Genomic DNA, 26,431 nt, shown 5'->3' with positions numbered 1-26,431 from the left:
ATGGGCCTAGAGGAGAAACTCCCGAGCGGGTTCCTGCTGACGACGGTCGAGCAGGTCGCGGGTTGGGCGCGCAAGAGCTCGGTGTGGCCGGCGACGTTCGGCCTCGCGTGCTGCGCGATCGAGATGATGGCGACCGGCGACCCCCGGCACGACTTCTCCCGCTGGGGGATGGAGCGCGCTTCGGGGACGCCCCGGCAGGCCGACCTGATGATCGTCGCGGGCCGGGTGAGCCAGAAGATGGCGCCGGTGCTGCGGCAGATCTACGACCAGATGACCGAGCCCAAGTGGGTCATCGCGATGGGCGTGTGCGCGTCGTCCGGCGGGATGTTCAACAACTACGCGATCGTGCAGGGTGTGGACCACATCGTCCCGGTGGACATCTACCTGCCCGGCTGCCCGCCGCGGCCCGAGATGCTGCTGGACGCCATCCTGAAGCTGCACGACAAGATCCAGAACACCAAGCTCGGCCCGCAGCGCGAGCGCCAGATCGCCGAGCTGGAAGAGGCCAAGCGCCGCCGGCTCCCGCTGCTCGGACAGGGGGCCTGATGTCCTCCCAGCATCCCGAGCAGCAGGCCGAGCAGGCCGCCGACCGGCTCCCCGCGCAGGTCGAGGAGGAGCGCCGCGAGCAGCCGATCGCCCGCACGGGCATGTTCGGCTCGAAGACGACCGGCGACACCTCCGGGTACGGCGGGCTCGTCGTCCGGCAGAGCCCGAAGGTCGGCGCGCCGCGCCCCTACGGCGGGCCGGACGGCGCCGCCGAGCCGGGCGAGTTCGACGAGATCGCCGACCAACTGGAGCGCGCCTTCCCGGACTATGGGGACGCGATCGAGCGCGTGGTGATCCACCGCGGCGAGATGACGTTCTTCGTCAAGCGCGAGCACCTGCGCGAGGTCGCCCGCACCATGCGGGACGACCCGTCGCTGCGCTTCGAGCTGTGCTCGGCCGTGTCGGGCGTCCACTACCCGCAGGACACCGGCGCCGAGCTGCACTCGGTGACGCACCTGCTGTCGATCACCCACAACCGGCGCGTCCGGCTGGAGGCGACCTGCCCCGACGCCGACCCGCACGTCCCGTCGCTGGTGCCGGTGTACCCGACGAGCGACTGGCACGAGCGGGAGACCTACGACTTCTTCGGCATCGTGTACGACGGGCACCCGGCGCTGACACGGATCCAGATGCCCGACGACTGGGTCGGTCACCCGCAGCGCAAGGACTACCCCCTCGGCGGCATCCCCGTCGAGTACCGCGGAGCGGAGATCCCGCCGCCCGACGAGCGGAGGTCGTACACATGAGTTCCACGAAGTACACCGAGTACGACGCCTACGCCGCCGCCGACGAGGCGACCGAGGGCCGGGTGTTCGACGTCGCCGGGCAGGACTGGGACGAGGTCGTCGCGGGCGCCGAGGACCTCGGCGACGAGCGGCTCGTGGTCAACATGGGCCCGCAGCACCCGTCCACGCACGGCGTGCTGCGGATCATCCTGACGCTCGACGGCGAGACGGTGGACGAGGCCCGCGTGGTCATCGGCTACCTGCACACCGGCATCGAGAAGAACATGGAGTTCCGCACCTGGACGCAGGGCACCACGTTCTGCACCCGGATGGACTACCTCGCGCCGATCTTCAACGAGACCGCGTACTGCCTCGGCGTGGAGAAGCTGCTCGGCGTCACCGACCAGGTGCCGGAGCGGGCGCAGATCATCCGCGTCATGCTGATGGAGCTCAACCGGATCTCCTCGCACCTGGTCGCCATCGCGACGTTCGGGCTCGAACTCGGCGCGACCACGGTCATGCTGAACGGGTTCATCGAGCGCGAGTACACCCTCGACCTGTTCGAGGAGATCACGGGCCTGCGCATGAACATGGCCTACGTCCGTCCGGGCGGGGTCGCGCAGGACCTGCCGAGCGGCGCGCTCAGCAAGGTGCGCGACTACCTCGACCGGATGCCCAAGCGCCTCCAGGCGCTGCGCAAGCTCATGGACTCCAACCCCGTCTACCTCGCGCGGACCAAGGACGTCGCCTACCTCGACCTCACCGGGTGCATGGCGCTCGGCGTCACCGGGCCCGTCCTGCGCGCGACGGGCCTGCCCTGGGACCTGCGCAAGTCGCAGCCCTACTGCGGCTACGAGACCTACGACTTCGAGGTCGCGACGCAGGACACCTGCGACGTGTACGGCCGCTACCTCGTCCGGATGGCCGAGATGGAGGAGTCCCTGAAGATCGTCGAGCAGTGCGTGGAGCGGCTCCAGGGGACCAGGGGGCCGGTCATGATCGAGGACAAGAAGATCGGCTGGCCGGCGCAGCTCGCGATCGGCGCGGACGGCATGGGCAACTCGCCCAAGCACATCGCGCACATCATGGGCACCTCGATGGAGGCGCTGATCCACCACTTCAAGCTGGTCACCGAGGGCTTCCGGGTGCCCGCGGGGCAGGCGTACTCGCACATCGAGTCGCCGCGCGGCGAGCTCGGCGCGCACGTGGTCAGCGACGGGGGCACCCGTCCCTACCGCGTGCACTTCCGCGAGCCGTCCTTCGTCAACCTGCAGGCCACGCCGGCGATGGCCGAGGGCGGCATGATCGCCGACGTCATCGCCGCCGTCGCCAGCATCGACCCGGTCATGGGGGGAGTGGACCGATGACGGCGAACGCGGCGGACGGAACGAGCCGGGCCTACGAGCCGGACGTCCGGGAGCGGCTGGAGCGGGACGCCAAGGAGATCATCGCCCGGTACCCGAAGCCGAGGTCGGCGCTGCTGCCGATGCTGCACCTGGTGCAGTCGGTCGACGGGCACGTCACGCGGGAGGGCATCGAGTTCTGCGCCGAGCAGCTCGGGATCACGCCCGCGCAGGTGACGGGCGTCGTCACCTTCTACACGCAGTACAAGCAGAGGCCCGTGGGCGAGTACCACGTCGGCGTGTGCATCAACACGCTGTGCGCGGTGATGGGCGGCGACCAGATCTGGGACGAGCTGAGCGAGCACACCGGGGTCGGCCACGACGAGGCCACCCCGGACGGCAAGGTCAGCCTGGAGCGGATCGAGTGCAACGCCGCCTGCGACTTCGCGCCGGTGATGATGGTCAACTGGGAGTTCTTCGACAACATGACTCCCGAGAAGGCCAAGAAGCTGGTCGACGACCTGCGCTCGGGTGAGCGGGTGCTGCCCTCGCGCGGCCCGAACACGCTCGCGAACTGGAAGGACGCCTCGCGCGTGCTCGCCGGGTTCCCCGACGGGCTCGCGCACGAGGGCGTCCAGGCCGGGCCCGAGTCGCTGCGCGGGCTGGAGCTCGCGCGCGAGCGCGGCTGGGAGGCGCCGCCCGCCGACGCGGGCCGCGAGCGGCCGCAGGAGCCGGTGAAGCCGGGCGAGGTCACCGACCCGCCGCCGAACGAGCCGGGCAAGCCGATCGGCGGCGATGTGAAGCCCGGCAGCCAGGAGGGGCGTAACCAGTGACCACGCTCACCCCGATCCTCACCAGGAACTGGGACCAGTCCGACTCGTTCACCCGCGAGGGCTACGAGCGCGAGGGCGGTTACCGGTCGCTGCGCACCGCCTTCGGCATGGAGCCGGACGCGATCGTCCAGGCCGTCAAGGACTCGGGCCTGCGCGGCCGCGGCGGCGCGGGCTTCCCCACCGGCATGAAGTGGGGGTTCCTGCCGCCGAGCAGCCCGAACCCGCGCTACCTCGTCGTCAACGCCGACGAGTCCGAGCCGGGGACCTGCAAGGACATCCCGCTGATGATGGCGAACCCGCACGTCCTGGTCGAGGGCGTCATCATCAGCTCCTACGCGATCCGGTCCAACCACGCGTTCATCTACGTGCGCGGCGAGGTCCTGCACGTGATCCGCAGGCTCCAGCGGGCCGTCGCGGAGGCGTATGAGGCCGGGTACCTCGGCAAGGACATCCTCGGCTCCGGCTACGACCTGGACGTGGTCGTGCACAGCGGCGCCGGGGCCTACATCTGCGGCGAGGAGACGGCGCTGCTGGACTCCCTGGAGGGATTCCGCGGTCAGCCCAGGCTCAAGCCCCCCTTCCCGGCGGTCGCGGGCCTGTACGGCGGCCCCACTGTCATCAACAACGTCGAGTCGATCGCGTCCGTTCCCTCGATCGTCGGGAACGGCGCCGACTGGTTCGCCTCGATGGGCACCGAGAAGTCCCAGGGATTCGGGATCTTCTCGCTGTCGGGGCACGTGACGCGGCCCGGCCAGTACGAGGCGCCGCTCGGCATCACGCTGCGGGAACTGCTCGACATGGCGGGCGGCATCCGCGAGGGGCACCGGCTGAAGTTCTGGACGCCGGGCGGCTCGTCCACGCCGATCTTCACCGAGGAGCACCTGGACGTGCCGCTGGACTTCGAGTCCGTCGGCGCCGCCGGGTCGATGCTCGGCACCCGCGCCCTCCAGATCTTCGACGAGACGACGTGCGTCGTCCGGGCGGTCCTGCGCTGGTCGGAGTTCTACGCGCACGAGTCGTGCGGCAAGTGCACGCCGTGCCGCGAGGGCACCTACTGGTACAAGCAGATGCTGAAGCGGCTGGAGGCCGGGCAGGGCGCGGAGGAGGACCTCGAAACCCTCCTGGACCTGTCCGACAACATCCTCGGCCGCTCGTTCTGCGCGCTCGGCGACGGCGCGACGAGCCCGGTGGTCTCGTCCATCAAGCTGTTCCGGGACGAGTACCTCCAGCACTTCGAGCAGGGCGGCTGCCCGTTCGACCCGTCCAAGTCCACCCTCTGGGGAGGTGCCAAGTGACGGTCACCAGCGACTCGGCGGCTGTCGAACAGGTCGAGATGATCTCGTGCACCATCGACGGCTTCGAGATCGAGGTGCCGAAGGGCACCCTGATCATCCGGGCCGCCGAGCTGCTCGGCATCCAGATCCCTCGGTTCTGCGACCACCCGCTGCTCGACCCGGTCGGGGCCTGCCGCCAGTGCCTGGTGGAGATCCCCGACGCCGGGAACGGGCGCGGGATGCCGAAGCCGCAGGCGTCCTGCACGACGACGGTGATGCCGGGCATGGTCGTCAAGACCCAGCTCACCTCGCCGGTCGCCGACAAGGCGCAGCACGGCGTGATGGAGCTGCTGCTCATCAACCACCCGCTGGACTGCCCGATCTGCGACAAGGGCGGCGAGTGCCCGCTGCAGAACCAGGCGATGTCCAACGGGCGCGGCGAGACGCGGTTCGTCGAGGCCAAGCGGACCTTCCCCAAGCCGCTCGCGCTGTCCAGCCAGGTGCTGCTCGACCGCGAGCGCTGCATCCAGTGCGCGCGCTGCACCCGCTTCTCCGACCAGATCGCCGGCGACGCGTTCATCGACCTGTTCGAGCGCGGCGCGAAGGAGCAGGTCGGCACCGCCGACGGCAAGCCGTTCCAGTCCTACTTCTCGGGCAACACCGTGCAGATCTGCCCGGTGGGCGCGCTGACCGGCGCCGCGTACCGGTTCCGGTCGCGGCCGTTCGACCTCGTGTCGCAGCCGAGCACGTGCGAGCACTGCGCGTCCGGCTGCGCGCTGCGCACCGACCACCGGCGCGGGAAGATCACGCGCCGGCTGGCCGGGGACGACCCGCAGGTCAACGAGGAGTGGAACTGCGACAAGGGCCGCTGGGCGTTCACCTACGCCACCCGGCCCGACCGGCTGACGCACCCGCTCGTCCGCAACGAGGCCGGGGAGCTGGAGGTCGCCTCCTGGCCCGAGGCGCTGTCGGTCGCAGCGCGCGGGCTCGCGGCGGCGCGCGGCTCGGCCGGCGTGCTGACCGGCGGCCGGGTCACGCTGGAGGACGCCTACGCCTACGCCAAGTTCGCGCGGATCGCGCTCGGCACCAACGACGTCGACTTCCGCGCCCGCCCGATGTCGGACGAGGAGTCGCGCTTCCTCGGCTCGTCGGTGGCGGGCCGCCCGATCGAGGTGACCTACGCCGACCTGGAGAAGGCGCCCGCGGTGCTGCTCGCCGGCTTCGAGCCGGAGGAGGAGTCGCCGATCGTCTTCCTGCGCCTGCGCAAGGCGTTCCGCAAGAAGGCGCTGAAGGTCTTCTCGGCCGCGCCGTTCGCGACGCGCGGCCTGCGCAAGGTCGGCGGGACGCTGCTGCCGACGCAGCCCGGCGCCGAGGCCGAGACGCTCGGCTCGCTGATCGGCGAGGGCGGGCACGCCGGCGTCCGCGCGCTGCTGGAGGCCCCCGGCGCCGTGATCCTGGTCGGTGAGCGGCTCGCCGGCAGCCCCGGCGCGCTGTCGGCCGTGGTGCGGCTCGCGCAGGTGACCGGCGCCCGGCTGGCGTGGGTGCCGCGCCGGGCCGGGGAGCGCGGCGCGGTGGAGGCCGGGGCGCTGCCCGGGCTGCTGCCGATCGGCCGCCCGGTCGCCGACCCGCGGGCGCGCGCGGAGGTCGCCCGCGCCTGGGGCGTCGCCGAACTGCCCGCCGAGCCGGGGCTCGGCACCGACGCGATCATCGCGGCGGCGGCGCAGGGCCGGCGCGGCGCGCTGCTCGTCGGCGGCGTCGACCCCGAGGACCTGCCCGACCCGCTGGCCGTGCTGGCGGCGCTGGAGGCGACCCCGTTCGTGGTGAGCCTGGAGCAGCGTCCGAGCGCGGTCACCGACCGCGCGGACGTGGTGCTGCCGGTCGCGGCGGTCGCGGAGAAGTCCGGCACGTTCGTCGACTGGGAGGGCCGCGGCCGCCAGTTCGACGTGGTGCTGAGGTCCGCCGGACGGATGTCGGACCTGCGCGTCCTGAACACGCTCGCCGACGAGATGGACGTCCACCTGGGCCTGCCCGGACCGGACGCGGCGCGCCGCGAGCTGTCCGCGCTCGGCGCCCACCGCGGCGAGCGCCCGGACGCCCCGAACGTGCCGCAGGCCATCGCGCCGCACCCCGAGCGGGGCGAGGCGCTGCTGGCGACCTGGCGGCTGCTGCTCGACCGGGGCCGCCTCCAGGACGGCGAGCCGTTCCTCGCGGGCACCGCCAAGCCCGCGGCGGCGCGGCTGTCACCCGCGACGGCCGCGGAGATCGGCGCGGACGGCGCGGTGCGCGTGTCGGGCCCGCGCGGCGAGGTCACGCTCCCGCTGGAGATCACCGGCGACCTGCCCGACCGGGTGGTCTGGCTGCCGACGAACTCGGCGGGCTGCGCCCTGTACCGGGATCTCGGCGCGGTGGCGGGCGGTGTCGTGCGCGTCGCGGGCGCCTCGGGCGGTACGCTCACCGGCGCCGCCCCGCGCGGCGGCGCCATCGCGGCCAGGGACGTCCCGGGCGGCGTGGCCGACGGACCGGCCGACGAACCCGCTGGAGGCTCCCGATGAGTCCGCTCACGCTCGCGGCGGCGTCCGCGAAGGAACCCACGCTGAAGAGCTTCGGCGACGACCCGTGGTGGCTGATCGGCGGCAAGGTCCTCGCGATCTTCGTCTTCCTGGTGCTGACCGTCCTGCTGTCGATGTGGGTCGAGCGGCGCGTGATCGGCCGGATGCAGCTCCGGGTCGGCCCGAACCGGGTCGGACCGCAGGGGCTGCTCCAGGGCCTCGCCGACGGCGTGAAGCTGGCGCTCAAGGAGGACATCGTCCCCCGCCAGGTCGACAAGCTGGTCTTCGTCCTGGCGCCGATCGTGTCGGCCGTCCCGGCGTTCATCTCCTTCATCATCATCCCGTTCGGGCCGACGGTGTCGGTGTTCGGGCACCAGACGGCCCTCCAGGGCACCGACCTCCCGGTCGCGGTGCTGCTGGTGCTCGCGATGTCCTCGATGGGCGTGTACGGGATCGTGCTGGCCGGCTGGTCGTCGATGTCGCCCTACTCGCTGCTCGGCGGGCTCCGCTCGTCCGCCCAGGTGATCTCCTACGAGATCGCGATGGGCCTGTCGTTCGTCGCGGTGTTCCTGTTCGCGGGGTCGATGTCGACCTCCGACATCGTCGCCGCGCAACACGACAAGTGGTTCGTGGTGCTGCTGCTGCCGTCCTTCCTCGTGTACGTGATCACGATGATGGGCGAGTCGAACCGCATCCCCTTCGACCTCCCCGAGGGCGAGGGCGAGCTGGTCGGCGGCTTCCACACCGAGTACTCGTCGCTGAAGTTCGCGATGTTCTTCCTCGCGGAGTACATCAACCTCGCGACGCTGTCGGCGCTCGCCACGACGCTGTTCCTCGGCGGCTGGCGGGCTCCCGCGCCGATCTCCACGGTGTGGGCGGGCGCCAACGCCGGCTGGTGGCCGGTGCTGTGGTTCCTGGTCAAGCTGTGGCTGTTCATCTTCTTCTTCATCTGGCTGCGCGGCTCGCTGCCGCGCGTCCGCTACGACCAGCTGATGAAGCTCGGGTGGAAGGTGCTCATGCCCTTCTCGCTCGGCTGGATCCTGCTGGTGTCGACCATCCGCGCGCTGCGCAACGAGGGCCACGACATGCGGCAGATCGTCATCATCGCCGCCGTGGTCGCGGCGGTGGTGCTGGTGGCCACGGTGATCTGGGAGATGGTCCGCGGCGGCGAGGACGAGAAGGAGATCGTCCCCGGAGCGGGCCGGGACGTCGCGCCCGATCCCGCCGCCGGCGGGTTCCCGGTGCCGCCGCTGGACGCGCCGCACTACCACGGCGGTCCGGCCGGGGCCACCAAGGTCAAAACCCCTCCTGAGGAGGTCACCAGTGGGACTCACTGATTTCCTGAATCCCGTCAAGGGGTTCGGGGTCTCGTTCCACCAGATGTTCAGCAAGAGCGAGACCGTTCAGTACCCCGAGGTGAAGAAGCCGACCGCGCCGCGCTTCCACGGCCGGCACCAGCTCAACCGGTGGCCGGACGGGCTGGAGAAGTGCGTCGGGTGCGAGCTGTGCGCCTGGGCGTGCCCCGCCGACGCCATCTTCGTCGAGGGCGCCGACAACACCGCCGACGAGCGGTACTCGCCGGGCGAGCGGTACGGCCGCGTCTACCAGATCAACTATCTGCGCTGCATCCTGTGCGGGCTGTGCATCGAGGCGTGCCCCACCCGGGCGCTCACGATGACCAACGAGTACGAGCTCGCCGACGACAGCCGCGAGAGCCTGATCTACACCAAGGAGATGCTGCTGGCGCCGCTGCGCGAGGGCATGGAGCAGCCGCCGCACGAGATGCGGCTCGGCGACACCGAGGAGGAGTACTACCGCCTCGGCCTCCAGCCCGAGGAGTCCGCCCCGGCCGAGTCCGGCGGCGCCTCCGCCGCGGGCCGGGCGCGCGGCCGCAGGGGCGGTGAGACCCAGTGAGCGCCGGGCTGACCGGCCACGCGCTGGCGGGGCACGTCGCCTCCGGGCAGGTCCTGGCCGGGCACGTCGCCGACAAGCAGTCGGGCGAGCCGTTCTTCTTCTGGCTGCTGGCCGTCGTGTCGGTCTGCGCCGCGCTCGGCATGATCTTCATGCGGAAGGCGGTGCACTCGGCGCTGCTGCTGGCGACCGTGATGCTCTCGCTGGCCGCGCTGTACGCGATCCAGGACGCGCCGTTCCTCGCGTTCGTCCAGGTCATCGTCTACACCGGCGCGGTGCTGATGCTGTTCCTGTTCGTGCTGATGCTGGTCGGGGTCAGCTCCACCGACTCGCTGGTGGAGACGATCAGGGGCCAGCGGTTCTGGGCGGCGATCGGCGCGATCGGGTTCGTCGCGCTGCTGGCGGTCGGGCTCGGCAACGCGGCGCTCGGCGACTCGGCCGGGCTGAAGACCGCGAACGGCGACGGCAACGTCGTCGGTCTCGCGCGGCTGCTGTTCAAGGACTACGTGTTCGCGTTCGAGGCGACCAGCGCCCTGCTGATCACGGCGGCGCTCGGCGCGATGGTGCTCGCGCACCGCGAGCGGACCGAGCCGAAGCCGACGCAGCGCGACCTGTCCAAGGGACGGTTCCTGTCCGGCGACCACCCCGGCCCGCTGCCGGGCCCGGGCACCTACGCCCGGCACAACGCCGTCGACATGCCGGCGCTGCTGCCCGACGGGACGCCGTCCGAGCTGTCGGTCAACCCGATCATCGCGGCGCGCACCGACACCGTCGAGCGGCACGTCGACCTGCACGGCGAGACCGAGGAGGAGGCCCTCGGGCAGGACGTGGCGGCTGTGCGGGCGGTGACCCGGGAGTCGCGGGACGCGGGCGCCGAGTCGCGCGTCGTCAAGGCCGGATCGCCGGTCGCGGGCGCCCCCTCCGAGGGCGGCGCCGGCGGCGGGTCGGCCGGCAACGAGCGTGAAGGCGAGGCTGGTCAATGAGTCCGGGGCACTATCTGGCGCTCTCGGCGATCCTGTTCACCATCGGTGCGCTCGGCGTCCTCGTGCGCCGCAACGCGATCGTGGTGTTCATGTGCGTCGAGCTCATGCTGAACGCGACGAACCTGGCGTTCGTCTCGTTCTCCCGCATGCACGGCGAGCTGGACGGCCAGATCATCGCGTTCTTCGTGATGGTGGTGGCCGCGGCGGAGGTCGTGGTGGGCCTGGCGATCATCATGACCATCTTCCGGACGCGCAGGTCCTCGTCGGTCGACGACGCGAACCTGCTGAAGTACTGAGAGGCCAGTGATGAAAGCGGAAGGCATCCAGGCCGCGTCCTGGCTTCTCATCGCGCTGCCGCTCGCGGGCGCCGCGATCCTCCTGCTCGGGGGGAGGCGCACCGACCGGTGGGGCCATCTGCTCGGCGTCACGATGTCGCTGGCCTCGTTCGTCGTGGGCGCGGCGATGTTCGTCCAGATGCTGGGCTACGAGGCCGAGGAGCGGCGCCGGACCCTGCACCTGTGGGACTTCATCGACGTCGGCTCGTTCAAGGTCGGGATGGACCTGCTGGTGGACCCGCTGTCCATCAGCTTCGTCCTGCTGATCACCGGGGTGGGCTCGCTCATCCACATCTACTCCATCGGCTACATGGCCGAGGACCCCGACCGGCGCCGGTTCTTCGCCTACCTGAACCTGTTCGTCGCGGCGATGCTGCTGCTGGTGCTCGGCAACAACTTCCTGGTGCTGTTCCTCGGCTGGGAGGGCGTGGGCCTCGCGTCCTACCTGCTGATCGGGTTCTGGCAGTACAAGCCGACCGCCGCGACCGCCGCGAAGAAGGCGTTCGTCGTCAACCGCGTCGGCGACCTCGGGCTGATCCTCGCGATCGCGCTGATGTTCTCCACGTTCGGGACGATCGGCTTCGACCAGATCCTCGGCACCGGCGCCGAGCACGTGGGCCTGGCGTCCCAGCTCAGCACCGGCACCGCGACCGCGATCGGGCTGCTGCTCCTGCTCGGCGCGTGCGGCAAGTCCGCGCAGCTCCCGCTCCAGTCCTGGCTGCTGGACGCGATGGAGGGCCCGACCCCGGTGTCGGCGCTCATCCACGCCGCGACGATGGTGACCGCCGGCGTCTACCTGATCGTCCGGGCCGGGCCGATCTTCGAGATGTCCGACACCGCGCAGCTCGTGGTGACGATCGTCGGCGCGGCCACGCTGCTCGCCGGTGCGATCATCGGGTGCGGCAAGGACGACATCAAGAAGGCCCTCGCCGGGTCGACGATGTCGCAGATCGGCTACATGCACCTCGCCGCGGGGCTCGGCAAGCCCGGTTACGTCTTCGCCATCGCGCACCTCATCGCGCACGGCTTCTTCAAGGCGGGCCTGTTCCTCGGCGCCGGGTCGGTCATGCACGGCATGAAGGACGACGTGAACATGCGCCACTACGGCGCGCTCCGCACGATGATGGTGATCACCTACGCCACGTTCGGGCTCGGGTACCTCGCCATCATCGGGTTCCCCGGCCTGTCCGGCTGGTTCACCAAGGACGGCATCATCGAGGCCGCGTTCGACAAGGGCGGCACGTCCGGGGCGATCCTCGGCTCGTGCGCGCTGATCGGCGCGGGCATCACCGCCTACTACATGTCGCGCGTGATGTTCATGACGTTCTTCGGTGAGAAGCGCTGGGCCGAGGACGTCCACCCGCACGAGTCGCCGAAGGTGATGACCGTTCCGCTGATGCTGCTGGCGGTCGGCTCGGTGTTCGCGGGCGGGTTCCTCATCCTCGGCGGGTTCTCCGACTTCCTGGAGCCGGTCGTCGGGGCGCCCGAGCACGAGCACGAGTTCAAGCTGATCACCGCCGCCGGCGCCGGCACGTTCGTGCTGATGGTCATCGGCGTCGCGATCGCCTGGCGGCAGTACGGCAGCCGGAAGGTGCCGCGCGAGGCGCCCGCCGGGTCGTTCGTCACCGTCGCCGCCCGCAAGGACCTGTACGGGGACGCGCTGAACGAGTCGCTGCTGATGCGGCCCGGCCAGTGGCTGACCCGGCTCGCGGTCTGGTTCGACGGCCGCGGCGTCGACGGCGCCGTCAACGGCCTGGCCGCGGGGGTCGGCGGCAGCTCCGGGCGCATCCGGCGCCTCCAGACCGGCTTCGCCCGCTCCTACGCCCTTTCGATGTTCTTCGGCGCGGCTCTCGTCGTCGCGGCGCTCCTGGTGGTGAACGTGTCGTGAATGACTTTCCCTGGCTGAGCGTCCTCATCGCGCTGCCGCTCGTCGGCGCGGTGCTCGTGGCGGTGCTGCCGCGCGAGCGCGAGGCGCTGGTCAAGCAGGTCGCGCTCGGCGCGTCCGCGGTCACGCTGGCGGTCGCCCTCGTGATGGCGGCGCGCTTCGACGCCGGCGGGTCGCGCTTCCAGTTCACCGAGAAGTACTGGTGGATCAAGGAGTTCGGCGTCCACTGGGCGCTCGGCGTCGACGGCGTCGCGCTGGTGCTGATCGTGCTGTCGGTGATCCTCGTCCCGCTGGTGATCCTCGCCTCCTGGAGCGAGGACGACCGGTCGGGCGGCGTGGACGTGCCCGCCAAGCGGTCGGTGAAGACCTACATGGCGCTGCTGCTCACGCTGGAAGCGGCGATGATCGGCGTGTTCGCCGCGACCGACGTGTTCCTGTTCTACGTCTTCTTCGAGGCGATGCTGATCCCGGTGTACTTCATCATCGGGTACTACGGCGGCGCGCAGCGCTCCTACGCCGCGGTGAAGTTCCTGCTGTACTCGCTGTTCGGCGGGCTGCTGATGCTCGTCGCGGTGATCTGGCTGTACCCGCTGTCGGCCAAGTCCACCGCCGAGGGCGGCCTCGGGCACGGCACGTTCATGTTCGACGAGCTGTCGAAGATGAACATCGACCCGACCACCGCCAAGTGGCTGTTCCTCGGCTTCTTCGTCGCGTTCGCGATCAAGGCGCCGATGGTGCCGGTGCACACCTGGCTGCCCGACGCGGCGCAGCAGTCCCCGCCCGGCGCGCTCGTGCTGATCGTCGGCGTCCTGGACAAGGTCGGCACCTACGGGATGCTGCGGTTCTGCCTGGAGCTGTTCCCCGGCGCCGCCAAGTGGGCGACGCCGGTCGTGCTCGGGTTCGCGGTGCTCAGCATCATCTACGGCGCCGTCCTCGCGATCGGGCAGGTCGACCTGAAGCGGCTCATCGCCTACACCTCGGTGTCGCACTTCGGGTTCATCGTGCTCGGCATCTTCGCGATGACCTCGCAGGGCCAGTCCGGCGCGACCCTCTACATGGTCAACCACGGGTTCTCCACCGGCGCGCTGTTCCTCGTCGTCGGCTTCATGATCGTCCGGCGCCGGTCGGCGCGGATCGGCGACTACGGCGGCGTCCAGAAGGTCGCGCCCGTCCTCGCCGGGACGTTCCTCGTCGCGGGCCTGTCCGGGCTGTCGCTGCCCGGCCTGTCCACGTTCGTATCGGAGTTCCTCGTCATCGTCGGGACGTTCAGCCGCTACCGGTGGGCCGCCGTGCTCGCGGTCAGCGGCGTCGTCCTCGCCGCGATCTACATCCTGTGGATGTACCAGCGGACCATGGGCGGGCCCAAGGCCCCGGCCGTCGAGGGCATGCGGGACCTGTCCGCGCGCGAGAAGTGGGCGGTCGCGCCCATCATCGCGATCATCGTGGCGATGGGCCTGTTCCCGCAGCCGGTGCTGCACGTCATCAACCCTTCGGTGAAGGAGACGCTGGTCCGGGTCGATCGGCATGATCCCGCGCCGAAGACCACCGGGAACGTCGCCGAGAACGGAGCCCGTCCATGAGCCGCAGCAGTCAGGTGAGCGCCGTCCTCGCGCAGGGGGGTGACATCCCGGCGCCGCACATCGAGTACGACCAGATCGGCCCGCTGCTGCTCGTGCTCGGGATCGCCGTCGCCGGCGTGCTGGTCGAGGCGTTCGTCGGACGCACCTGGCGCTACTACGCGCAGGTCCCCCTCGCCTTCCTCGGCCTCGCCGGCGCGTTCGCGTGGACGATCGTCCTCGGCGTCCACGACGAGCCGCACCACGTCGCCGCCGAGGGCGCGCTCGGCGTGGACGGCCCCACCCTGTTCCTCCAGGGCACCATCCTCGTGCTCGCGCTCGTCAGCCTGCTGCTGATCGCCGAGCGCGGCGGCAGCGTCGTCGGCGGCGGGCACTTCGCCGCGCAGGCGTCCGCGCTGCCGGGCAGCGAGGCCGAGCAGCGCAGCGCCGCCGCCGGGATCACCCAGACCGAGGTGTTCCCGCTGATGATGTTCGCGGTCGGCGGGATGCTGATGTTCCCGGCCTCCAACGACCTGCTCACGATGTTCGTGGCGCTGGAGGTCATGTCACTGCCGCTGTACCTGCTGTGCGGGCTCGCCCGCCGGCGGCGCCTGCTCTCCCAGGAGGCGGCGGTCAAGTACTTCCTGCTCGGCGCGTTCTCCTCGGCGTTCTTCCTGTACGGCGCGGCGCTGCTGTACGGGTACGCGGGCTCGGTGCGGCTCGCCGACATCTCCGCCGAGATCAGCAAGGACGCCGGGAGCGAGACGCTGCTGCTCGCGGGCGTCGCGCTGCTGTCGGTCGGGCTGCTGTTCAAGCTCGGCGCGGTGCCGTTCCACATGTGGAAGCCGGACGTCTACCAGGGCGCCCCCACGCCGATCACGGCGCTGATGGCCTCCTGCACGCTCGTCGCCGCGTTCGGCGCGATCCTGCGCGTCTACTACGTCGGGTTCGAGACGCTCAAGTGGGACTGGGAGCCGATCATGTGGGGGGTGGCCATTCTCACAATGGTCATCGGCGCGGTCATCGCGATCACCCAGACCGACCTCAAGCGGATGCTGGCCTACTCCTCGATCGCGCACGCCGGGTTCCTGCTGACCGCGGTCGTCGCCACCTCCAGGGACGGCCTGTCCAGCGCGCTGTTCTACCTCGCGGCCTACGGCTTCACCACGGTCGGCGCGTTCGCGGTGATCACGATGGTGCGGGACGCGGGCGGTGAGGCGGCGCACCTGTCGCGCTGGGCCGGGCTCGGCAAGCGCTCCCCGGTCGTCGCGGGCACCTTCGCCTTCTTCCTGCTGGCCTTCGCCGGTATCCCGCTGACCAGCGGCTTCACCGGCAAGTTCGCGGTGTTCAAGGCGGCCGTGCAGGCCGACGCGACGCCGCTGGTGATCGTCGGTGTGATCTCCTCGGCGATCGCGGCGTTCTTCTACGTCCGGGTGATCGTCGTGATGTTCTTCAGCGAGCCGGAGGCCGACGGCCCCACGGTCGTCGCCGGGCCGGCGACCGCGGCGGCGGTGGCACTCGGGTTGACGGCTACTGTGGTACTCGGTGTGCTCCCCCAGCCGATCCTGGACCTCGCGGGACACGCCACGACACATATGTTCGTCCGGTAAGGGGTCATGGGTGAGCAACGCCTTCGCTGAGGAGTCCGGGCAGGCCACTGGTGGGGGGGCGACCCCCCGCACCCCCCGGAACGGCCCGTCCCAGGGCGTGCGGGGGACTGCGTCCCCGCGGGCCCTGCGCGAGGAGACCGGCCCGTTCGGCCTGCACGTCGACGCGGAGCTCGCGGCCGACGCCAAGCGGCGCCTCGGCGCCGTGGAGGCGCTCCTGCTCGACTCGGTCCAGGGCGAGGACCCGCTGCTCACCGAGGCGTCCAAGCACCTGGTGGTCGCGGGCGGCAAGCGGTTCCGCCCGATGCTGGTGCTGCTCGCCTCGCACTTCGGCGACCCCGCCGCGGCCGGCGTCGTCCCGGCCGCGGTGGTGGTCGAGCTGACCCACCTCGGCACGCTCTACCACGACGACGTCATGGACGAGGCGACCGTCCGCCGCGGCCAGGAGTCGGCGAACTCCCGCTGGACCAACACCGTCGCCATCCTCACCGGCGACTACCTGTTCGCCCGCGCGTCCGACCTGCTCGCCGACCTCGGGCCCGAGGCCGTCCGCATCCAGGCCCGCGCGTTCGCGCGGCTCGTGCGGGGGCAGATCCAGGAGACCGTCGGCCCGGCGGAGGACGCCGACCCGCTCAAGCACTACCTCCAGGTCGTCGCCGACAAGACCGCCTCGCTGATCGCGGTCTCCGGCCAGTTCGGCGCGCTGCTGTCGGGCGCCCCCGCCTCGGTCGTCGACACGATCACCTCCGCGTGCGAGAAGATCGGCATCGCGTTCCAGCTGTCGGACGACATCCTCGACATCGACTCCGACGCCGAGCAGTCGGGCAAGACCCCCGGCACCGACCTGCGCGAGGGCATCCGCACGCTGCCGGTGCACCACGTCCTCGCCGGTACCGACGCCAAGGACGCCCGGCTGCGGGAGCTGCTCGGCCAGGACCTCTCCGAGGACGACGCCCTGCACGCCGAGGCGCTCGCGCTGCTGCGCGCGCACCCCGCGCTGGACCTCGCCCGCGCCGACCTGCGCCGCTGGGCCGAGGACGCCCGCACCGAGCTGCTCACGCTCCCCGACATCCCCGCGCGCTCGGCCTTCACCGGCCTGTGCGACTACGTCGTCTCCCGCACGGGCTGAGGGCCGCTCAGACGCTCTGGGGGGTCTCGGTGACCCCGCGCGACTTCATCGCGTGCAGCACGAGGTCGATCAGGACCTGCTTGCAGGAGCCGAGCTCGCGCGCGTCGCAGAGCATCACCGGGACCTTCGGGCCCAGGTTCAGGGCGAGCTGGATCTCCTCCAGCTCGTAGGAGCGGGCGCCCTCGAAGCAGTTGACGGCGACGACGAACGGGGTGGAGCGCCGCTCGAAGTAGTCGACCGAGGGGAAGCAGTCGGACAGCCGGCGGGTGTCGGCGAGGACGACCGCGCCGAGGGCGCCGAGCGCCACCTCGTCCCACATGAACCAGAAGCGCTCCTGCCCGGGCGTGCCGAACAGGTAGAGGACGTAGTCGTCCCGCATCGTGATGCGGCCGAAGTCCATCGCGACCGTGGTGGTCTTCTTGCGCTCCACCCCGGCCATGTCGTCGACGCCCACGCTCTCGTCGGTGAGCAGCTCCTCGGTGCGCAGCGGCTGCGTCTCCGACACCGTCCCGACCATCGTGGTCTTGCCGACGCCGAAGCCGCCCGCGACCACGATCTTGACCGCGGTGGGGAGCCGGCGTGCGCGCACCTCGCGCCTAGAGCGCCCGGAGTCCATCGATCACCGCCTTGTAGAGCCTGATGTCGTGCATGTCCGCCTCCGGTTCCGGTTCCTGCATCGAGACGAACCCCTTGTCGAACAGGTCGCCCAGCAGCACCCGCACGGTCGCGACCGGCAGGTCGAGGCGCCCGGTGATCTCGGCCACCGACAGCACCGACTGGCACAGCCGGATGATCGACAGGTGCTCGGGGCCGAGCCCGATCGCGCCCTCGGGCTCGGGGCCCTCGGCCATCACGAGCGTGATGAGGTCGAACCTGCCGCGCGTCGGCTCGATCCGCCCGCTGGTCATCACGTAGGGGCGCACCATCGGCCCGGCGTTCTCGTCCAGCAGCCTCGGGTCCTGGACGGGCGGGCGCGGCGCCGGCACCGCCGGCGGCGGCTCGTCCCGCCAGGGATCCAGCGGGTGCTCCTCGGGCGGCATCATCAGGCGCGTCCCTCCACGGCGGCCTCGGTGCGGGCGGGTGAGCTGAGGTGCTGCCCCATCGCGGTGACCAGCATCGCCATCTCGTAGGCGACCAGCCCCACATCGGCCTCCTCACTGGCGAGCACCGCGAGGCACGCCCCCTTGCCCGCCACCGACACCAGCATGAAGGCCGACTGCATCTCGATGATCGTCTGCCGCACCGGGCCGCCGCCGAAGCGGGTCCCGGCGCCCTTGGCCAGGCTCTGGATCCCCGCCGAGACCGCCGCGAGGTGCTCGCCGTCGTCCTGCGTCATGCCCTTGGAGGAGGCCATGAGCAGGCCGTCGGCCGACAGCACGACCGCGCTGCGCGCGTGCGGCAGCCGGTGGACCAGGTCGTCCAGCAACCAGCCCAGATCGGATGAAGAACCCGCCTTCTGCATCACTGGTCTTCCTCGCCTTCCTCTGCGTCACTGCCGAGGGCCACGGGCGCGGTGCCGTTCGCGGCGCCCGCCGCGTCGGTACGGCCGCGCTGGGTGCCGCGCTGGTACGAGCCCATGATCTGCTTGATCTCCTCGGGCGACCGGCCGGGATCGTCCTGGCCGTCCGCCGCCTCGGCGGTGTCCGCCTCCCCGGCCCGCAGCGGCTCGGCGAGGTTCGCCTGCGGCACCCGGACGGGCAGCCCGGACGGTGTCGTGGAGAGTTCGGCCACGGGTGACTGGTCCTCCGCCTCACTGGTCGGTGCGTCGGTGGTGGTCGCGAGAGGCCCCCCGTCCACCGCCCCGGCCGGCGCCGGCGGCCCGGCGGGCTCCGCGGGCTCCGGCTCCTCGGCCGGCTCGGACGCGGGCGGCGGCACCGCGACCAGCGCGGGCCCGGACGGCTGCGCCGGACGGTCCGGCGCCACGGTCAGCAGACCGCCGGAGGGCGTCGCCGAGGGCGCGCCGACGGCGGCGGGCCGCCGCACCTCCAGCCCGTTCCGCGTCCGCGCCCCGGCGGGCGCCGGTCCCTGCTCCTGCTCGACGACCAGTTCCTTGGGGATCACCACGACGGCGGTGGTGCCGCCGTAGGCGGAGCGCTTCAGCGACACCTGGAGCCCGTACCGCCCGGCGAGCCGGCTGACCACGTACAGGCCGAGCTGCACCGAGCTCTGGAGGTTGAACTCGGGCGGGTCCGCGATGCGCTCGTTGATCTCGGCGAGCCGCTCGTCGGTCATGCCGAGCCCGCGGTCCTCGATGTCGATCGCGAAGCCGTTGGCGACGAGGTTGCCGCTGACCTGCACCACGGTGTCGGGCGGGGAGAACGACACGGCGTTCTCGATCAGCTCGGCCAGCAGGTGCGTGACGTCGCCGACCGCGCGCCCGGCCAGCCCGAGCGGGCCGAACGGCAGGACGGTGACGCGGGTGTAGTCCTCGACCTCGCCGACCGCGGCGCGGACCACGTCCACCATCGGCACCGAGTTGCGCCATCCGCGGGCGGGCAGCGCCCCCGACAGCACGATCAGGTTCTCGGCGTTGCGCCGCATGCGGGTGGCGAGGTGGTCGAGCCGGAACAGCTCCTCCAGGTCCTTCGCCTCGATGTCGTGGCGCCGCTCCATCGTGTCGAGCATGGTGAGCTGCCGGTGCACGAGCGTCTGCGTCCGCCGCGCGAGGCTGAGCAGCACGTCCCGGATGCCGCGGCGCAGCTCCGCCTGCTCGACGGCGGTGCGGATCGCGGTCTCCTGGACGGCGTTGAACGCCCGGCCCACCTGCCCGATCTCGTCGGTGCCGAACTCCAGCGGCGGCGCCTCGGTGGCCACGTCCACCTGCTCGCCGTGCCCGAGCCGCTCGACGACCCCGGGCAGCCGCCGCTCGGCCAGCTCCCACGCCGCCGCCCGCAGCCGTTCGAGCTGCCGCATCAGCGCGCGTGCGGTGGTGATCGACACCACGACCGAGGCGATGACCGCGAGCAGGCCGAGACCGCCGGCGAGCACCAGCCGCACGACGACCCCGACCGCCACCGGCTTCGCCCGGTCCACCAGGCGGTCGCCGCCGTCGAGGACGACGTCCTCCAGACCGGACAGGACCGTTCCGATCAACGAGCGCCACTCCTCGGTCTTCACCCGCAGCGGCGAGCCGGGACGGCCCTGGTAGACGTAGTCCTCCAGGAAGCGGAGCCGCTTGTACTGGGCGGTGCTCGTCAGCCGCTGGTACTGGGCGAGGTCGTCGGAGGGAAGCTCGGCGGCGGCCTCCTCGTGCAGGTACCGCTGGGTGCCGACGAGCGAGACGAACTGCGCGTGGTCGGCGGGGGTCAGGCGCCCGGCGGCGAGCGCGCCCGACAGGAGCGTGTCCTCCCGGGAGAGGATCTCCTTGGCGCGCGTGAGGGAGTTGAGGGCCCGGCTGTCCCGGGCGATCTCCTCGTTGTTCACCGTGCCCGCGGCGTTGTAGACGCGGAACGCCGAGTCGATGACCTCGTTGTAGGGCCGGACGGCCGCCTGCCGGTCGATCGACCGCGAGTCGATCGCCTTGCGTCCCGTGGCGATGGCGTCGAGGTGGCCGGCCGTCTCCCTGATGCGCCTCTTGAGCGTCCCGCTGGCCGTGCCCATCGCGTCCTCGCCGACGGCGCGGTCGCGGAACGCGGCCTCCGAGGCGTCGACGCGGGCGCGCTGCGCGACGAGGGCCTGCCGCTGCGCGGCCCCCGGGCTGCTGAGGTAGATCGCCGAGAGCTTGCGCTCCTCCTGCAGATCCGTCACCAGCGTGACCATCGGGCGGGTGACGTTCTGGTCGATGGTGCTGGCCGACAGCAGCCCCAGGCCCTCGCGCAGCGTCACCCACGCGGCGAACGCCCACAGCGCGGCGAGGGACACCAGCAGGGCCGTGATCTTTGTCCGCAGACGCGTGTTGCGGATGCGCATCAACCTGTCCTCAACGAGTTCCGGAAGACTCGCGGTCCGTCGCGAGGGTCGCCGACGTCGAGCCGCTGCTGTCCTGGGCGCGCGGACGGCGGGGTACGCCGCGTCGCACAGCGCAGTACTTTAGCAACGCTCAGGGTTCAAATGGCGCACTTTGTCCACATGGAACGGACGGCGCCAGGAAGTCACAATGGTGATCTGCGTTACAAACTATTGACGGTCCTCCGTCTGATCCGGAGCGGTCCGGGAGGTGGCCGCCAGGTGAAGCGCGGACACGACCGACGCGCGCACGATCGCCGCAGGGTAGTAGAGGTCCTTGTCGTGCCACAGGGCCGGACCGGCCGCGCCGTTCTCCAGCGTGTTCCGCGCCGCCCGGTGGAGGAATTCATATCCCCGGGTAAAAGATTCTTGTACCTCCGGGCGGGCGGATCGGGTGAGCGCGAGGATTTGCAGCCCGTACGCGGTCTCCTCGGCCGAGCCCTCCCACCGCCCCCACGAGCCGTCCGGCCGCTGGGTGGTCACGACCCAGTCGCGGGCCCGCCGCACGGCCTCCGCCGCGGCCCGCCCGCCGAAGTCGTGGAGCGCGAGCGCGCAGCACGCCGTCGCGTAGTAGGGGGACGCGTGCCACCGGTCGACCCAGCTCCCGTCGGCCCGCTGGCGGTCGCGCAGCAGATCCGTGAGCTTGAGGACGGCCGCCCGGTACCGGTCGGCCGGGCCGTCCGCGGCCGCCCCCGGAGTCTCGGACGGCGCGGGCGCGCAAGCCTTCCGGGACGCCCGGCGGGCACGGAGGTACTGGCCGAAGGCGTCGAGCACGTGGGCGTTCACGCTGACCGAGAAGCCCTGCTCGCCCGGCCAGGTGCAGAAGTGCGTGTCCGTCTCGAACTCCCACAGCGCGGCGGGCGCGCGCTGGACGCCGAGCAGCCCGAGGGCGTGGAGGGTCACGGACGTGGTGTCGGCGTCCACCGGAAGCCCGCCCGCGGCCGCCGCGCCGTGGGGGCCGAGCGCGGCGGCGAGGTCGGCGACGATCCGCGGCGGCACGTCGACCTCCAGCCCCGCGCGCGCCAGGCCGCTCAGCACCCACGACCTCTCGAACACCGTGACGGGGATGCCGCAGGGCGCGAGGCCGTCGTGGTCGGCCACCACCCGCTCCAGAAATCGTTCGGCTCGCCGCCGTGAACCCGTCCAGGCGCCGTTCTCCCCGGTGACGTCCAGCCAGGCGGCCGTCGCGGCGGCGGAGGCCCCGACCGTCCCGCTCTCCTCCGGACGGATCGCGGGGTGGCCGCGGGCGGCGGAGCCGGCGACCTCCAGCGCGTGGAGGATCTTGGCCGGCAGGCCCGCGCCGCCGCGCACGGCCGCCTGGACCATCGCCAGCCGCGCGCCGTCCACGCCCGCCGGGGGGCTCAGCCGTCCGGCGAAGCGCAGGCCGGGCGGCGCGGCACGGGCGAGCCGGTCGTTGATCGCGTCGGTCAGGGACGTCACGATCAGGTCCAGCGCGGGCATGTCCGGGACGGCGCGCGCCTCGATCGCCGGGAGCGTGCACGCCAGGAACCGCAGCCCCCGCTCGGCCGCCCGGAGCAGGGACTCGGGATCGGGGACCTCCACCGTGCCGGAGCCGGCGGACGCGGGGGCCAGGCTCGCCAGGACCGCCTCGACGGCGCTGAGCGTCGGCACGAGCGCGTATCCGCCCGGCCCGCCCCAGCCCCCGTCCGGGCGCTGGGCGGCGACCAGGTACTCCAGCCGCCGCCGGTGACCGGTGAGCCACGGGGCGAGGGTCACGAGCCGTCCCGTCTCGTAGATCGACGGCGACACCTGCCCCCAGGGCATGGCCAGCAGGTCGCCGACCAGGGCGCGGGCGGCCGCTGGGAGGTCGACGTCCGGGGCGATCCCGGCCGCCGGGCAGGCGTCGCCGACGGTCACAGCGCCCCCCAGTAGTCGGTGACCCCGTAGAACCCCGTGCTGAACCCGATCTGCCGCTCCAGGTAGACGGCGGCCTCGTGGCAGTCGTCCTTGAGCGGCTCGATCAGCTTGTGGGCGTGCTCGACCAGCTCCTCGATCCGCGCCGAGACCTCGGACCGCTCCAACCCCAGCATGAGGGCGTTGAGGTCGCCCCACTCGACGTCCCGCCGGTAGGTGGCGAGGTCGTTGAGCAGCCTCAGCACGCGCTGCACCTGCTGGCTCGCCTCCCACAGCTCGTCCACGCGGGCGACGGTCACCTCGTCGCCGGTGACGATCCAGTGCGAGAGGTTGACCCAGGTCGTCCCGAAGTTGTCGGCGTTGTCGAGGTACTCCTCGAACGTCGGCAGCGGGCCGGAGCCCCGGGCGGACTTCCACTCCCACTCCCGCGCCATCGCGGCCAGCCACCGGGCGAGCTGCTCGCGCCATCTCGGCAGGACGCCCGCGGCGGGCCCCTGGGCCAGATCTCCCATTATCTCGCCCAGAAAAGTCGTGATCGAGCCGCGCGGAGCCGGGTCCGCGCCGTCCGCGACCGCCAGGCAGTCCTCGACCAGGCGCTCGACCTCCTCGCGCGTCCCGGCGACGTAGTCGATCTGCCAGTCCGCGGCGAAGTTCCACATCGAGGTCTTGATCAGCATCCGGAGGCGGGCCGCGTCCGCCCACGGCGAGCCGAACGCATTGGCGAGCGCCACGGCGGCGAAGAGCCGGCCGTCGAACGGCTTGCTCGGGAACAGGTCGGGATAGGAGCCGACGCAGCGCTCCAGGTCGCGCTGGCACTCCATCGCCAGCGCGCAGATCCGCCCGTGCTCGGCGGCGGCCGACACCTCGCCCGCGAACGCCCGGCCCAGGTGGTCCCGGGCCCGCCCGCTTCCGGGCGCCGTCACCGCTCGACCGGACGCAGGCGGATCATGACCGGCTCCCGCGGCTTCAACGTGATGTCGACCCTCGGCCGCACCTCCGCCGTGTTCTCCAGGACCGGGCGGAACCGGCTCAGGAGCGTCGCCAGGATGAGGGGCGCCTCCAGGAAGAAGAAGACCCTTCCCGCGCACTGGTTGGGCCCGCCGCCGAAGGCCAGGTAGGCGAAGCGGTGCCGGGTCCGGTCCGCCGCGAACCGCTCGGGGTCGAAGACCTCCGGCTCCGGCCAGACCCCGGGTAGCCGGTGGGTGAGGTACGGGGAGATGGCCACGGTCGATCCGGCGCGGATGCGCACGCCGTCGATGACGTCGTCGGCCGCGACCGTCCGCGGCGTGATCCACGCGACCGAGTACACGCGCAGGACCTCGTGCAGGAACAGCTTCGTGTAAACGAGCTTCGGCAGGTGCTCGAAGCCGGGCTTGTCGGTCCCGACCACGGTGTCGATCTCGTCGTAGAGCCTCGCGCGGACGTCCGGGTGGGCGTCCAGCGCCGCCCAGAGGAACGACAGCGCCGACACGGTGGTGTCGGTGCTCGCGACGAACAGGCCGACGACGCCGTCCCGCACCGCCTTGTCGTCGACGCCCCGGCCCGCGTCGTCGCGCGCCCGGATCATCATCGACACGACGTCGCGGCCGTCCGCGCCGTCGCGGCGCGCCTTCCGGACGATCGGGTAGACGAGGTCGTCCACGGCCTGCACGCACCGGTTGAACATGCGGTCGCCCGGCAGCGGGACCGAGAGCGGCACGAACGGCATCAGCATCCGCGACCGGAACGACGACGTCGTCGCGGTCACCATCACCTGGCCCAACTCGTCGATGCCCGACAGGGAGATGCGGTCGCCGACGAGCACCCGGATGATCGTGCGGTACACCACGCGGGTCATCTCGGCGAAGGCGTCCACCGGACGGCCCGCTCCTCCGGGACCCCCCGCTCCGGCGCGGCGGGCGAGATCGTCGACGGCGTCGGCGATGGTGGCGGTCATCTCGTCCGCGAAGCCCGTGACGCTCGGCCCGGACAGCAGCGTCTGGAAGACCTTGCGCTTGACCGGCCAGCTCGGGTCCACGTCGGAGCCCTCACCGGTGAGCCGGCTGAGGGGTTTCCACATCATCCCCTCGCGGCGGTAGTTCGCGACGTTGTCGCGCAGGACGTATTGCAGATGATCGGGGTGGGTGATCAGGTACGGGCGGAACGGTCCCAGGTTGACGCGCGCGATCTCGCCGCCGGCCTCCCGTCCCACCTCCTCGAACGCCCGCAGTGGATCTCGGAGTAGCCGGGGGAGATGGCGTAGCGAGAGCGTCTTGGCGTCGTGGACAGGGCGGGGACCGGCATCGATGGACATTCTGGGCCCTTTGTGAAGTCAACGGGGAAGTGGTTCACGAAGGTGGCTCGGAAGGGGGAAGCGAGTGCTTTCGGAGCTTTTGCGAATGAAGGCGGTGCATGGCCGTTTTATCGGAAGTATCACATGATCAATTAACGGAAACAAGCGTCGAGACCGGAAAAATCATGCCGTCTCGCTTGTGAGGTAGGTCACTTTGCAAGTGATTCGTCAAAGTGATACGCGGCACTCGCAGTGCCATTCAATGATCTTCTCAATCGATTCCGGGATCGATTGATGGTCCGCCTACAGCCCGTTCGAGGTGGGGAGAATGGCGGGCCAGGCGAGGCCGCTGGAGACCTTGAACCTGCCGGTGACCGTGCGGGTTCCGCAGCGCGCCGTGACCGTGTAGCGGCCGGGCTTGGCGTCCCGCCGGACCGTCGCGACGCCCTCACCGCGGTCGCCCTCGCCGCGCAGCGGGACATGCCTGGTGAAGGCGGGGGAGTCGGCCCCGTGCGGGTGCGGGCACCGCGGCACCGCCACCTCCACCCGCGAGCCGGGACGCGCCGCGCCCGGCTCGACCGAGACCTCTCCGCGTCCCAGGCCGGAGGCCTGCCCCGCCGCCGGTGCCGCGAGGCCCGCAGTGACGAGTGCGGTTCCCAACACGGTGACGCTGAGCAGGCGCAACGGGGGGCTCCTCGGCCGGGAGGGGATGTGACCTCCGGCACTCTAGTGCCTACCGGACGCCCACTCTAGGCGGCTTCGGACACCGGCTCCGGTATCCGGGCCGTCCTGCGGGCGGTTCTCAGCCCGTCCCAGGTCAGGACGATGAGCGCGAGCCAGACCAGGAGGAAGCCCGTCCAGCGGCTCGCGGGCATCTCCTCGCCCTGGACGAGCAGCCCGATGAGGAACTGGAGCGCGGGCGCGAGGTACTGGAGCATGCCGATCATGCTCAGCGGCAGCCGGATCGCCGCCGCGTTGAACATCATCAGCGGGAAGGCCGTGACCAGGCCCGCCGTCGCCAGCAGGGTCGCGTGCCCGGGGCCCGCGTGCCCGAACGCCGCGTCGCCGCGTCCTTCCAGGGTCAGCGCGAGGACGAGCGCGGGCACGAACATCGCCGCCGTCTCCACCCCGAGGCTCTCCGCCGAGGGCATGTTGGCGAACTTCTTCAGCAGCCCGTAGACGCCGAACGAGAACGCCAGGATCAGCGCGATCCAGGGCGGCTCCCCGTAGTCGGCGGTCAGCAGCACGACCGCCGCCGCGCCGAGCCCGACCGCGCCCCACTGCCAGGCCCGCAGCCGCTCCCGGAAGACGGCGACGCCGAACACGACGCTGATCAGCGGGTTGATGAAGTACCCGAGCGCGGCCTCGATCGTGCGCCCGCTGTTGACCGCGTAGATGAACACGCCCCAGTTGACGCTGATCATCACGGCGGCCAGCGTCAGCAGCCCCAGTTGGCGCGCTCTCAGCGCCCTGATCCAGCCCCAGTTCCGGGTGACCGCGAGCACGGCCGCCACCGTGATCAGCGACCACATGATCCGGTGGGCCAGGATCTCGGCCGCCCCCGCCGGCTTGAGGAGCGGCCAGTACAGCGGAAACAAGCCCCACAGGGCATACGCCCCGGCTCCGTACAGTACGCCCCGTTTCACGTCCCGCACGATAGCAG

The 26,431-nt window shown here is 71.5% G+C and carries 23 protein-coding genes; 14 read left to right on the top strand and 9 right to left on the bottom strand.

The window, feature by feature from the left end; all coding sequences use genetic code 11:
• The 14 genes from GNZ18_RS38655 to GNZ18_RS38590 all read left to right on the top strand — a co-directional run bounded on the left by GNZ18_RS38655 (position 1) and on the right by GNZ18_RS38590 (position 16,676).
• Entirely contained in the window at positions 1 to 546 is a 546-nt protein-coding gene (locus GNZ18_RS38655; RefSeq protein WP_156222172.1) for a NuoB/complex I 20 kDa subunit family protein, read from the top strand.
• Positions 546 to 1,292 (top strand): NADH-quinone oxidoreductase subunit C, encoded by a 747-nt coding sequence (locus tag GNZ18_RS38650; protein ID WP_156222170.1) that lies wholly within the window; start codon positions 546 to 548, stop codon positions 1,290 to 1,292. Before GNZ18_RS38655 ends, GNZ18_RS38650 begins: the two co-directional genes overlap by 1 nt.
• On the top strand, positions 1,289 to 2,638 hold the full coding sequence (locus tag GNZ18_RS38645) for an NADH-quinone oxidoreductase subunit D (protein ID WP_156222168.1): 1,350 nt from the start codon (positions 1,289 to 1,291) through the stop codon (positions 2,636 to 2,638). Before GNZ18_RS38650 ends, GNZ18_RS38645 begins: the two co-directional genes overlap by 4 nt.
• On the top strand, positions 2,635 to 3,447 hold the full coding sequence (gene nuoE / locus GNZ18_RS38640; protein ID WP_156222166.1) for an NADH-quinone oxidoreductase subunit NuoE: 813 nt from the start codon (positions 2,635 to 2,637) through the stop codon (positions 3,445 to 3,447). Before GNZ18_RS38645 ends, nuoE begins: the two co-directional genes overlap by 4 nt.
• Positions 3,444 to 4,742, top strand: a complete 1,299-nt coding sequence (nuoF, locus tag GNZ18_RS38635) for an NADH-quinone oxidoreductase subunit NuoF (RefSeq protein ID WP_214618161.1) — start codon at positions 3,444 to 3,446, stop codon at positions 4,740 to 4,742. The genes nuoE and nuoF overlap by 4 nt, the downstream gene beginning before the upstream one ends.
• Entirely contained in the window at positions 4,739 to 7,273 is a 2,535-nt protein-coding gene (locus tag GNZ18_RS38630) for an NADH-quinone oxidoreductase subunit G (RefSeq protein ID WP_312874998.1), read from the top strand. Before nuoF ends, GNZ18_RS38630 begins: the two co-directional genes overlap by 4 nt.
• Positions 7,270 to 8,607, top strand: coding sequence for an NADH-quinone oxidoreductase subunit NuoH (gene nuoH / locus GNZ18_RS38625; protein ID WP_156222164.1), 1,338 nt, complete (start codon positions 7,270 to 7,272; stop codon positions 8,605 to 8,607). Before GNZ18_RS38630 ends, nuoH begins: the two co-directional genes overlap by 4 nt.
• 43 nt (positions 8,608 to 8,650) lie before the next feature.
• Positions 8,651 to 9,184: an NADH-quinone oxidoreductase subunit NuoI gene (gene nuoI, locus GNZ18_RS38620; RefSeq protein ID WP_246251259.1), complete on the top strand. Its 534-nt coding sequence runs from the start codon at positions 8,651 to 8,653 to the stop codon at positions 9,182 to 9,184.
• Between the two features lie 23 nt (positions 9,185 to 9,207).
• Positions 9,208 to 10,164, top strand: coding sequence for an NADH-quinone oxidoreductase subunit J (locus GNZ18_RS38615; protein ID WP_173391022.1), 957 nt, complete (start codon positions 9,208 to 9,210; stop codon positions 10,162 to 10,164).
• Positions 10,161 to 10,460: an NADH-quinone oxidoreductase subunit NuoK gene (nuoK, locus tag GNZ18_RS38610; protein ID WP_067466785.1), complete on the top strand. Its 300-nt coding sequence runs from the start codon at positions 10,161 to 10,163 to the stop codon at positions 10,458 to 10,460. Before GNZ18_RS38615 ends, nuoK begins: the two co-directional genes overlap by 4 nt.
• Before the next feature lie 10 nt (positions 10,461 to 10,470).
• Positions 10,471 to 12,387: an NADH-quinone oxidoreductase subunit L gene (gene nuoL, locus GNZ18_RS38605; RefSeq protein WP_156222293.1), complete on the top strand. Its 1,917-nt coding sequence runs from the start codon at positions 10,471 to 10,473 to the stop codon at positions 12,385 to 12,387.
• On the top strand, positions 12,384 to 13,964 hold the full coding sequence (locus GNZ18_RS38600; protein ID WP_214618164.1) for an NADH-quinone oxidoreductase subunit M: 1,581 nt from the start codon (positions 12,384 to 12,386) through the stop codon (positions 13,962 to 13,964). The genes nuoL and GNZ18_RS38600 overlap by 4 nt, the downstream gene beginning before the upstream one ends.
• On the top strand, positions 13,961 to 15,550 hold the full coding sequence (nuoN, locus tag GNZ18_RS38595; protein WP_156222162.1) for an NADH-quinone oxidoreductase subunit NuoN: 1,590 nt from the start codon (positions 13,961 to 13,963) through the stop codon (positions 15,548 to 15,550). Before GNZ18_RS38600 ends, nuoN begins: the two co-directional genes overlap by 4 nt.
• A gap of 151 nt (positions 15,551 to 15,701) precedes the next feature.
• Positions 15,702 to 16,676, top strand: a complete 975-nt coding sequence (locus GNZ18_RS38590; RefSeq protein WP_216651581.1) for a polyprenyl synthetase family protein — start codon at positions 15,702 to 15,704, stop codon at positions 16,674 to 16,676.
• Between the two features lie 7 nt (positions 16,677 to 16,683).
• Here the strand turns inward: GNZ18_RS38590 and GNZ18_RS38585 are convergent, their stop codons facing one another.
• The 9 genes from GNZ18_RS38585 to rarD all read right to left on the bottom strand — a co-directional run bounded on the left by GNZ18_RS38585 (position 16,684) and on the right by rarD (position 26,423).
• Complete coding sequence (locus GNZ18_RS38585; protein ID WP_156222161.1) at positions 16,684 to 17,292, bottom strand: GTP-binding protein; 609 nt, start codon at positions 17,290 to 17,292, stop codon at positions 16,684 to 16,686.
• Positions 17,273 to 17,719 carry a DUF742 domain-containing protein gene (locus GNZ18_RS38580; protein ID WP_156222160.1) on the bottom strand — a complete coding sequence of 149 codons (447 nt, stop codon included), beginning with the start codon at positions 17,717 to 17,719 and terminating at the stop codon, positions 17,273 to 17,275. The genes GNZ18_RS38585 and GNZ18_RS38580 overlap by 20 nt, the downstream gene beginning before the upstream one ends.
• Positions 17,719 to 18,138: a roadblock/LC7 domain-containing protein gene (locus tag GNZ18_RS38575; RefSeq protein WP_156222159.1), complete on the bottom strand. Its 420-nt coding sequence runs from the start codon at positions 18,136 to 18,138 to the stop codon at positions 17,719 to 17,721. Before GNZ18_RS38575 ends, GNZ18_RS38580 begins: the two co-directional genes overlap by 1 nt.
• Complete coding sequence (locus GNZ18_RS38570) at positions 18,138 to 20,585, bottom strand: sensor histidine kinase (RefSeq protein ID WP_156222158.1); 2,448 nt, start codon at positions 20,583 to 20,585, stop codon at positions 18,138 to 18,140. The genes GNZ18_RS38575 and GNZ18_RS38570 overlap by 1 nt, the downstream gene beginning before the upstream one ends.
• Before the next feature lie 207 nt (positions 20,586 to 20,792).
• A complete protein-coding gene (locus tag GNZ18_RS38565; RefSeq protein ID WP_312874997.1) occupies positions 20,793 to 22,499 on the bottom strand; it encodes a prenyltransferase/squalene oxidase repeat-containing protein in 1,707 nt (568 codons plus the stop codon).
• Positions 22,496 to 23,419, bottom strand: coding sequence for a terpene synthase family protein (locus GNZ18_RS38560; RefSeq protein ID WP_216651577.1), 924 nt, complete (start codon positions 23,417 to 23,419; stop codon positions 22,496 to 22,498). The genes GNZ18_RS38565 and GNZ18_RS38560 overlap by 4 nt, the downstream gene beginning before the upstream one ends.
• Positions 23,416 to 24,687, bottom strand: coding sequence for a cytochrome P450 (locus GNZ18_RS38555; protein ID WP_173391014.1), 1,272 nt, complete (start codon positions 24,685 to 24,687; stop codon positions 23,416 to 23,418). Before GNZ18_RS38555 ends, GNZ18_RS38560 begins: the two co-directional genes overlap by 4 nt.
• Before the next feature lie 384 nt (positions 24,688 to 25,071).
• Positions 25,072 to 25,452 (bottom strand): hypothetical protein, encoded by a 381-nt coding sequence (locus GNZ18_RS38550; RefSeq protein ID WP_156222156.1) that lies wholly within the window; start codon positions 25,450 to 25,452, stop codon positions 25,072 to 25,074.
• Between the two features lie 65 nt (positions 25,453 to 25,517).
• Entirely contained in the window at positions 25,518 to 26,423 is a 906-nt protein-coding gene (gene rarD / locus GNZ18_RS38545) for an EamA family transporter RarD (protein WP_312874996.1), read from the bottom strand.
• Positions 26,424 to 26,431 lie beyond the last annotated feature (8 nt).

It is taken from the genome of Actinomadura litoris (assembly GCF_009733595.1).
Classification (GTDB): Bacteria; Actinomycetota; Actinomycetes; order Streptosporangiales; family Streptosporangiaceae; genus Spirillospora; species Spirillospora litoris.
The sequence above is the reverse complement of the archived record's forward strand: the minus strand, read 5'-3'. Positions and strand labels throughout refer to the sequence as shown.

Excerpts from the sequence above, each read along its gene's own strand:
- GNZ18_RS38655 (WP_156222172.1), top strand. The coding sequence starts at position 1 with ATGGGCCTAGAGGAGAAACTCCCGAGCGGGTTCCTGCTGACGACGGTC.
- GNZ18_RS38580 (WP_156222160.1), bottom strand. The coding sequence starts at position 17,719 with ATGATGCCGCCCGAGGAGCACCCGCTGGATCCCTGGCGGGACGAGCCG.
- GNZ18_RS38645 (WP_156222168.1), top strand. The coding sequence starts at position 1,289 with ATGAGTTCCACGAAGTACACCGAGTACGACGCCTACGCCGCCGCCGAC.
- nuoK (WP_067466785.1), top strand. The coding sequence starts at position 10,161 with ATGAGTCCGGGGCACTATCTGGCGCTCTCGGCGATCCTGTTCACCATC.
- nuoL (WP_156222293.1), top strand. The coding sequence starts at position 10,471 with ATGAAAGCGGAAGGCATCCAGGCCGCGTCCTGGCTTCTCATCGCGCTG.
- nuoI (WP_246251259.1), top strand. The coding sequence starts at position 8,651 with ATGTTCAGCAAGAGCGAGACCGTTCAGTACCCCGAGGTGAAGAAGCCG.
- GNZ18_RS38585 (WP_156222161.1), bottom strand. The coding sequence starts at position 17,292 with ATGGACTCCGGGCGCTCTAGGCGCGAGGTGCGCGCACGCCGGCTCCCC.
- GNZ18_RS38575 (WP_156222159.1), bottom strand. The coding sequence starts at position 18,138 with ATGCAGAAGGCGGGTTCTTCATCCGATCTGGGCTGGTTGCTGGACGAC.
- GNZ18_RS38650 (WP_156222170.1), top strand. The coding sequence starts at position 546 with ATGTCCTCCCAGCATCCCGAGCAGCAGGCCGAGCAGGCCGCCGACCGG.
- nuoN (WP_156222162.1), top strand. The coding sequence starts at position 13,961 with ATGAGCCGCAGCAGTCAGGTGAGCGCCGTCCTCGCGCAGGGGGGTGAC.
- nuoH (WP_156222164.1), top strand. The coding sequence starts at position 7,270 with ATGAGTCCGCTCACGCTCGCGGCGGCGTCCGCGAAGGAACCCACGCTG.
- GNZ18_RS38570 (WP_156222158.1), bottom strand. The coding sequence starts at position 20,585 with ATGCGCATCCGCAACACGCGTCTGCGGACAAAGATCACGGCCCTGCTG.
- nuoE (WP_156222166.1), top strand. The coding sequence starts at position 2,635 with ATGACGGCGAACGCGGCGGACGGAACGAGCCGGGCCTACGAGCCGGAC.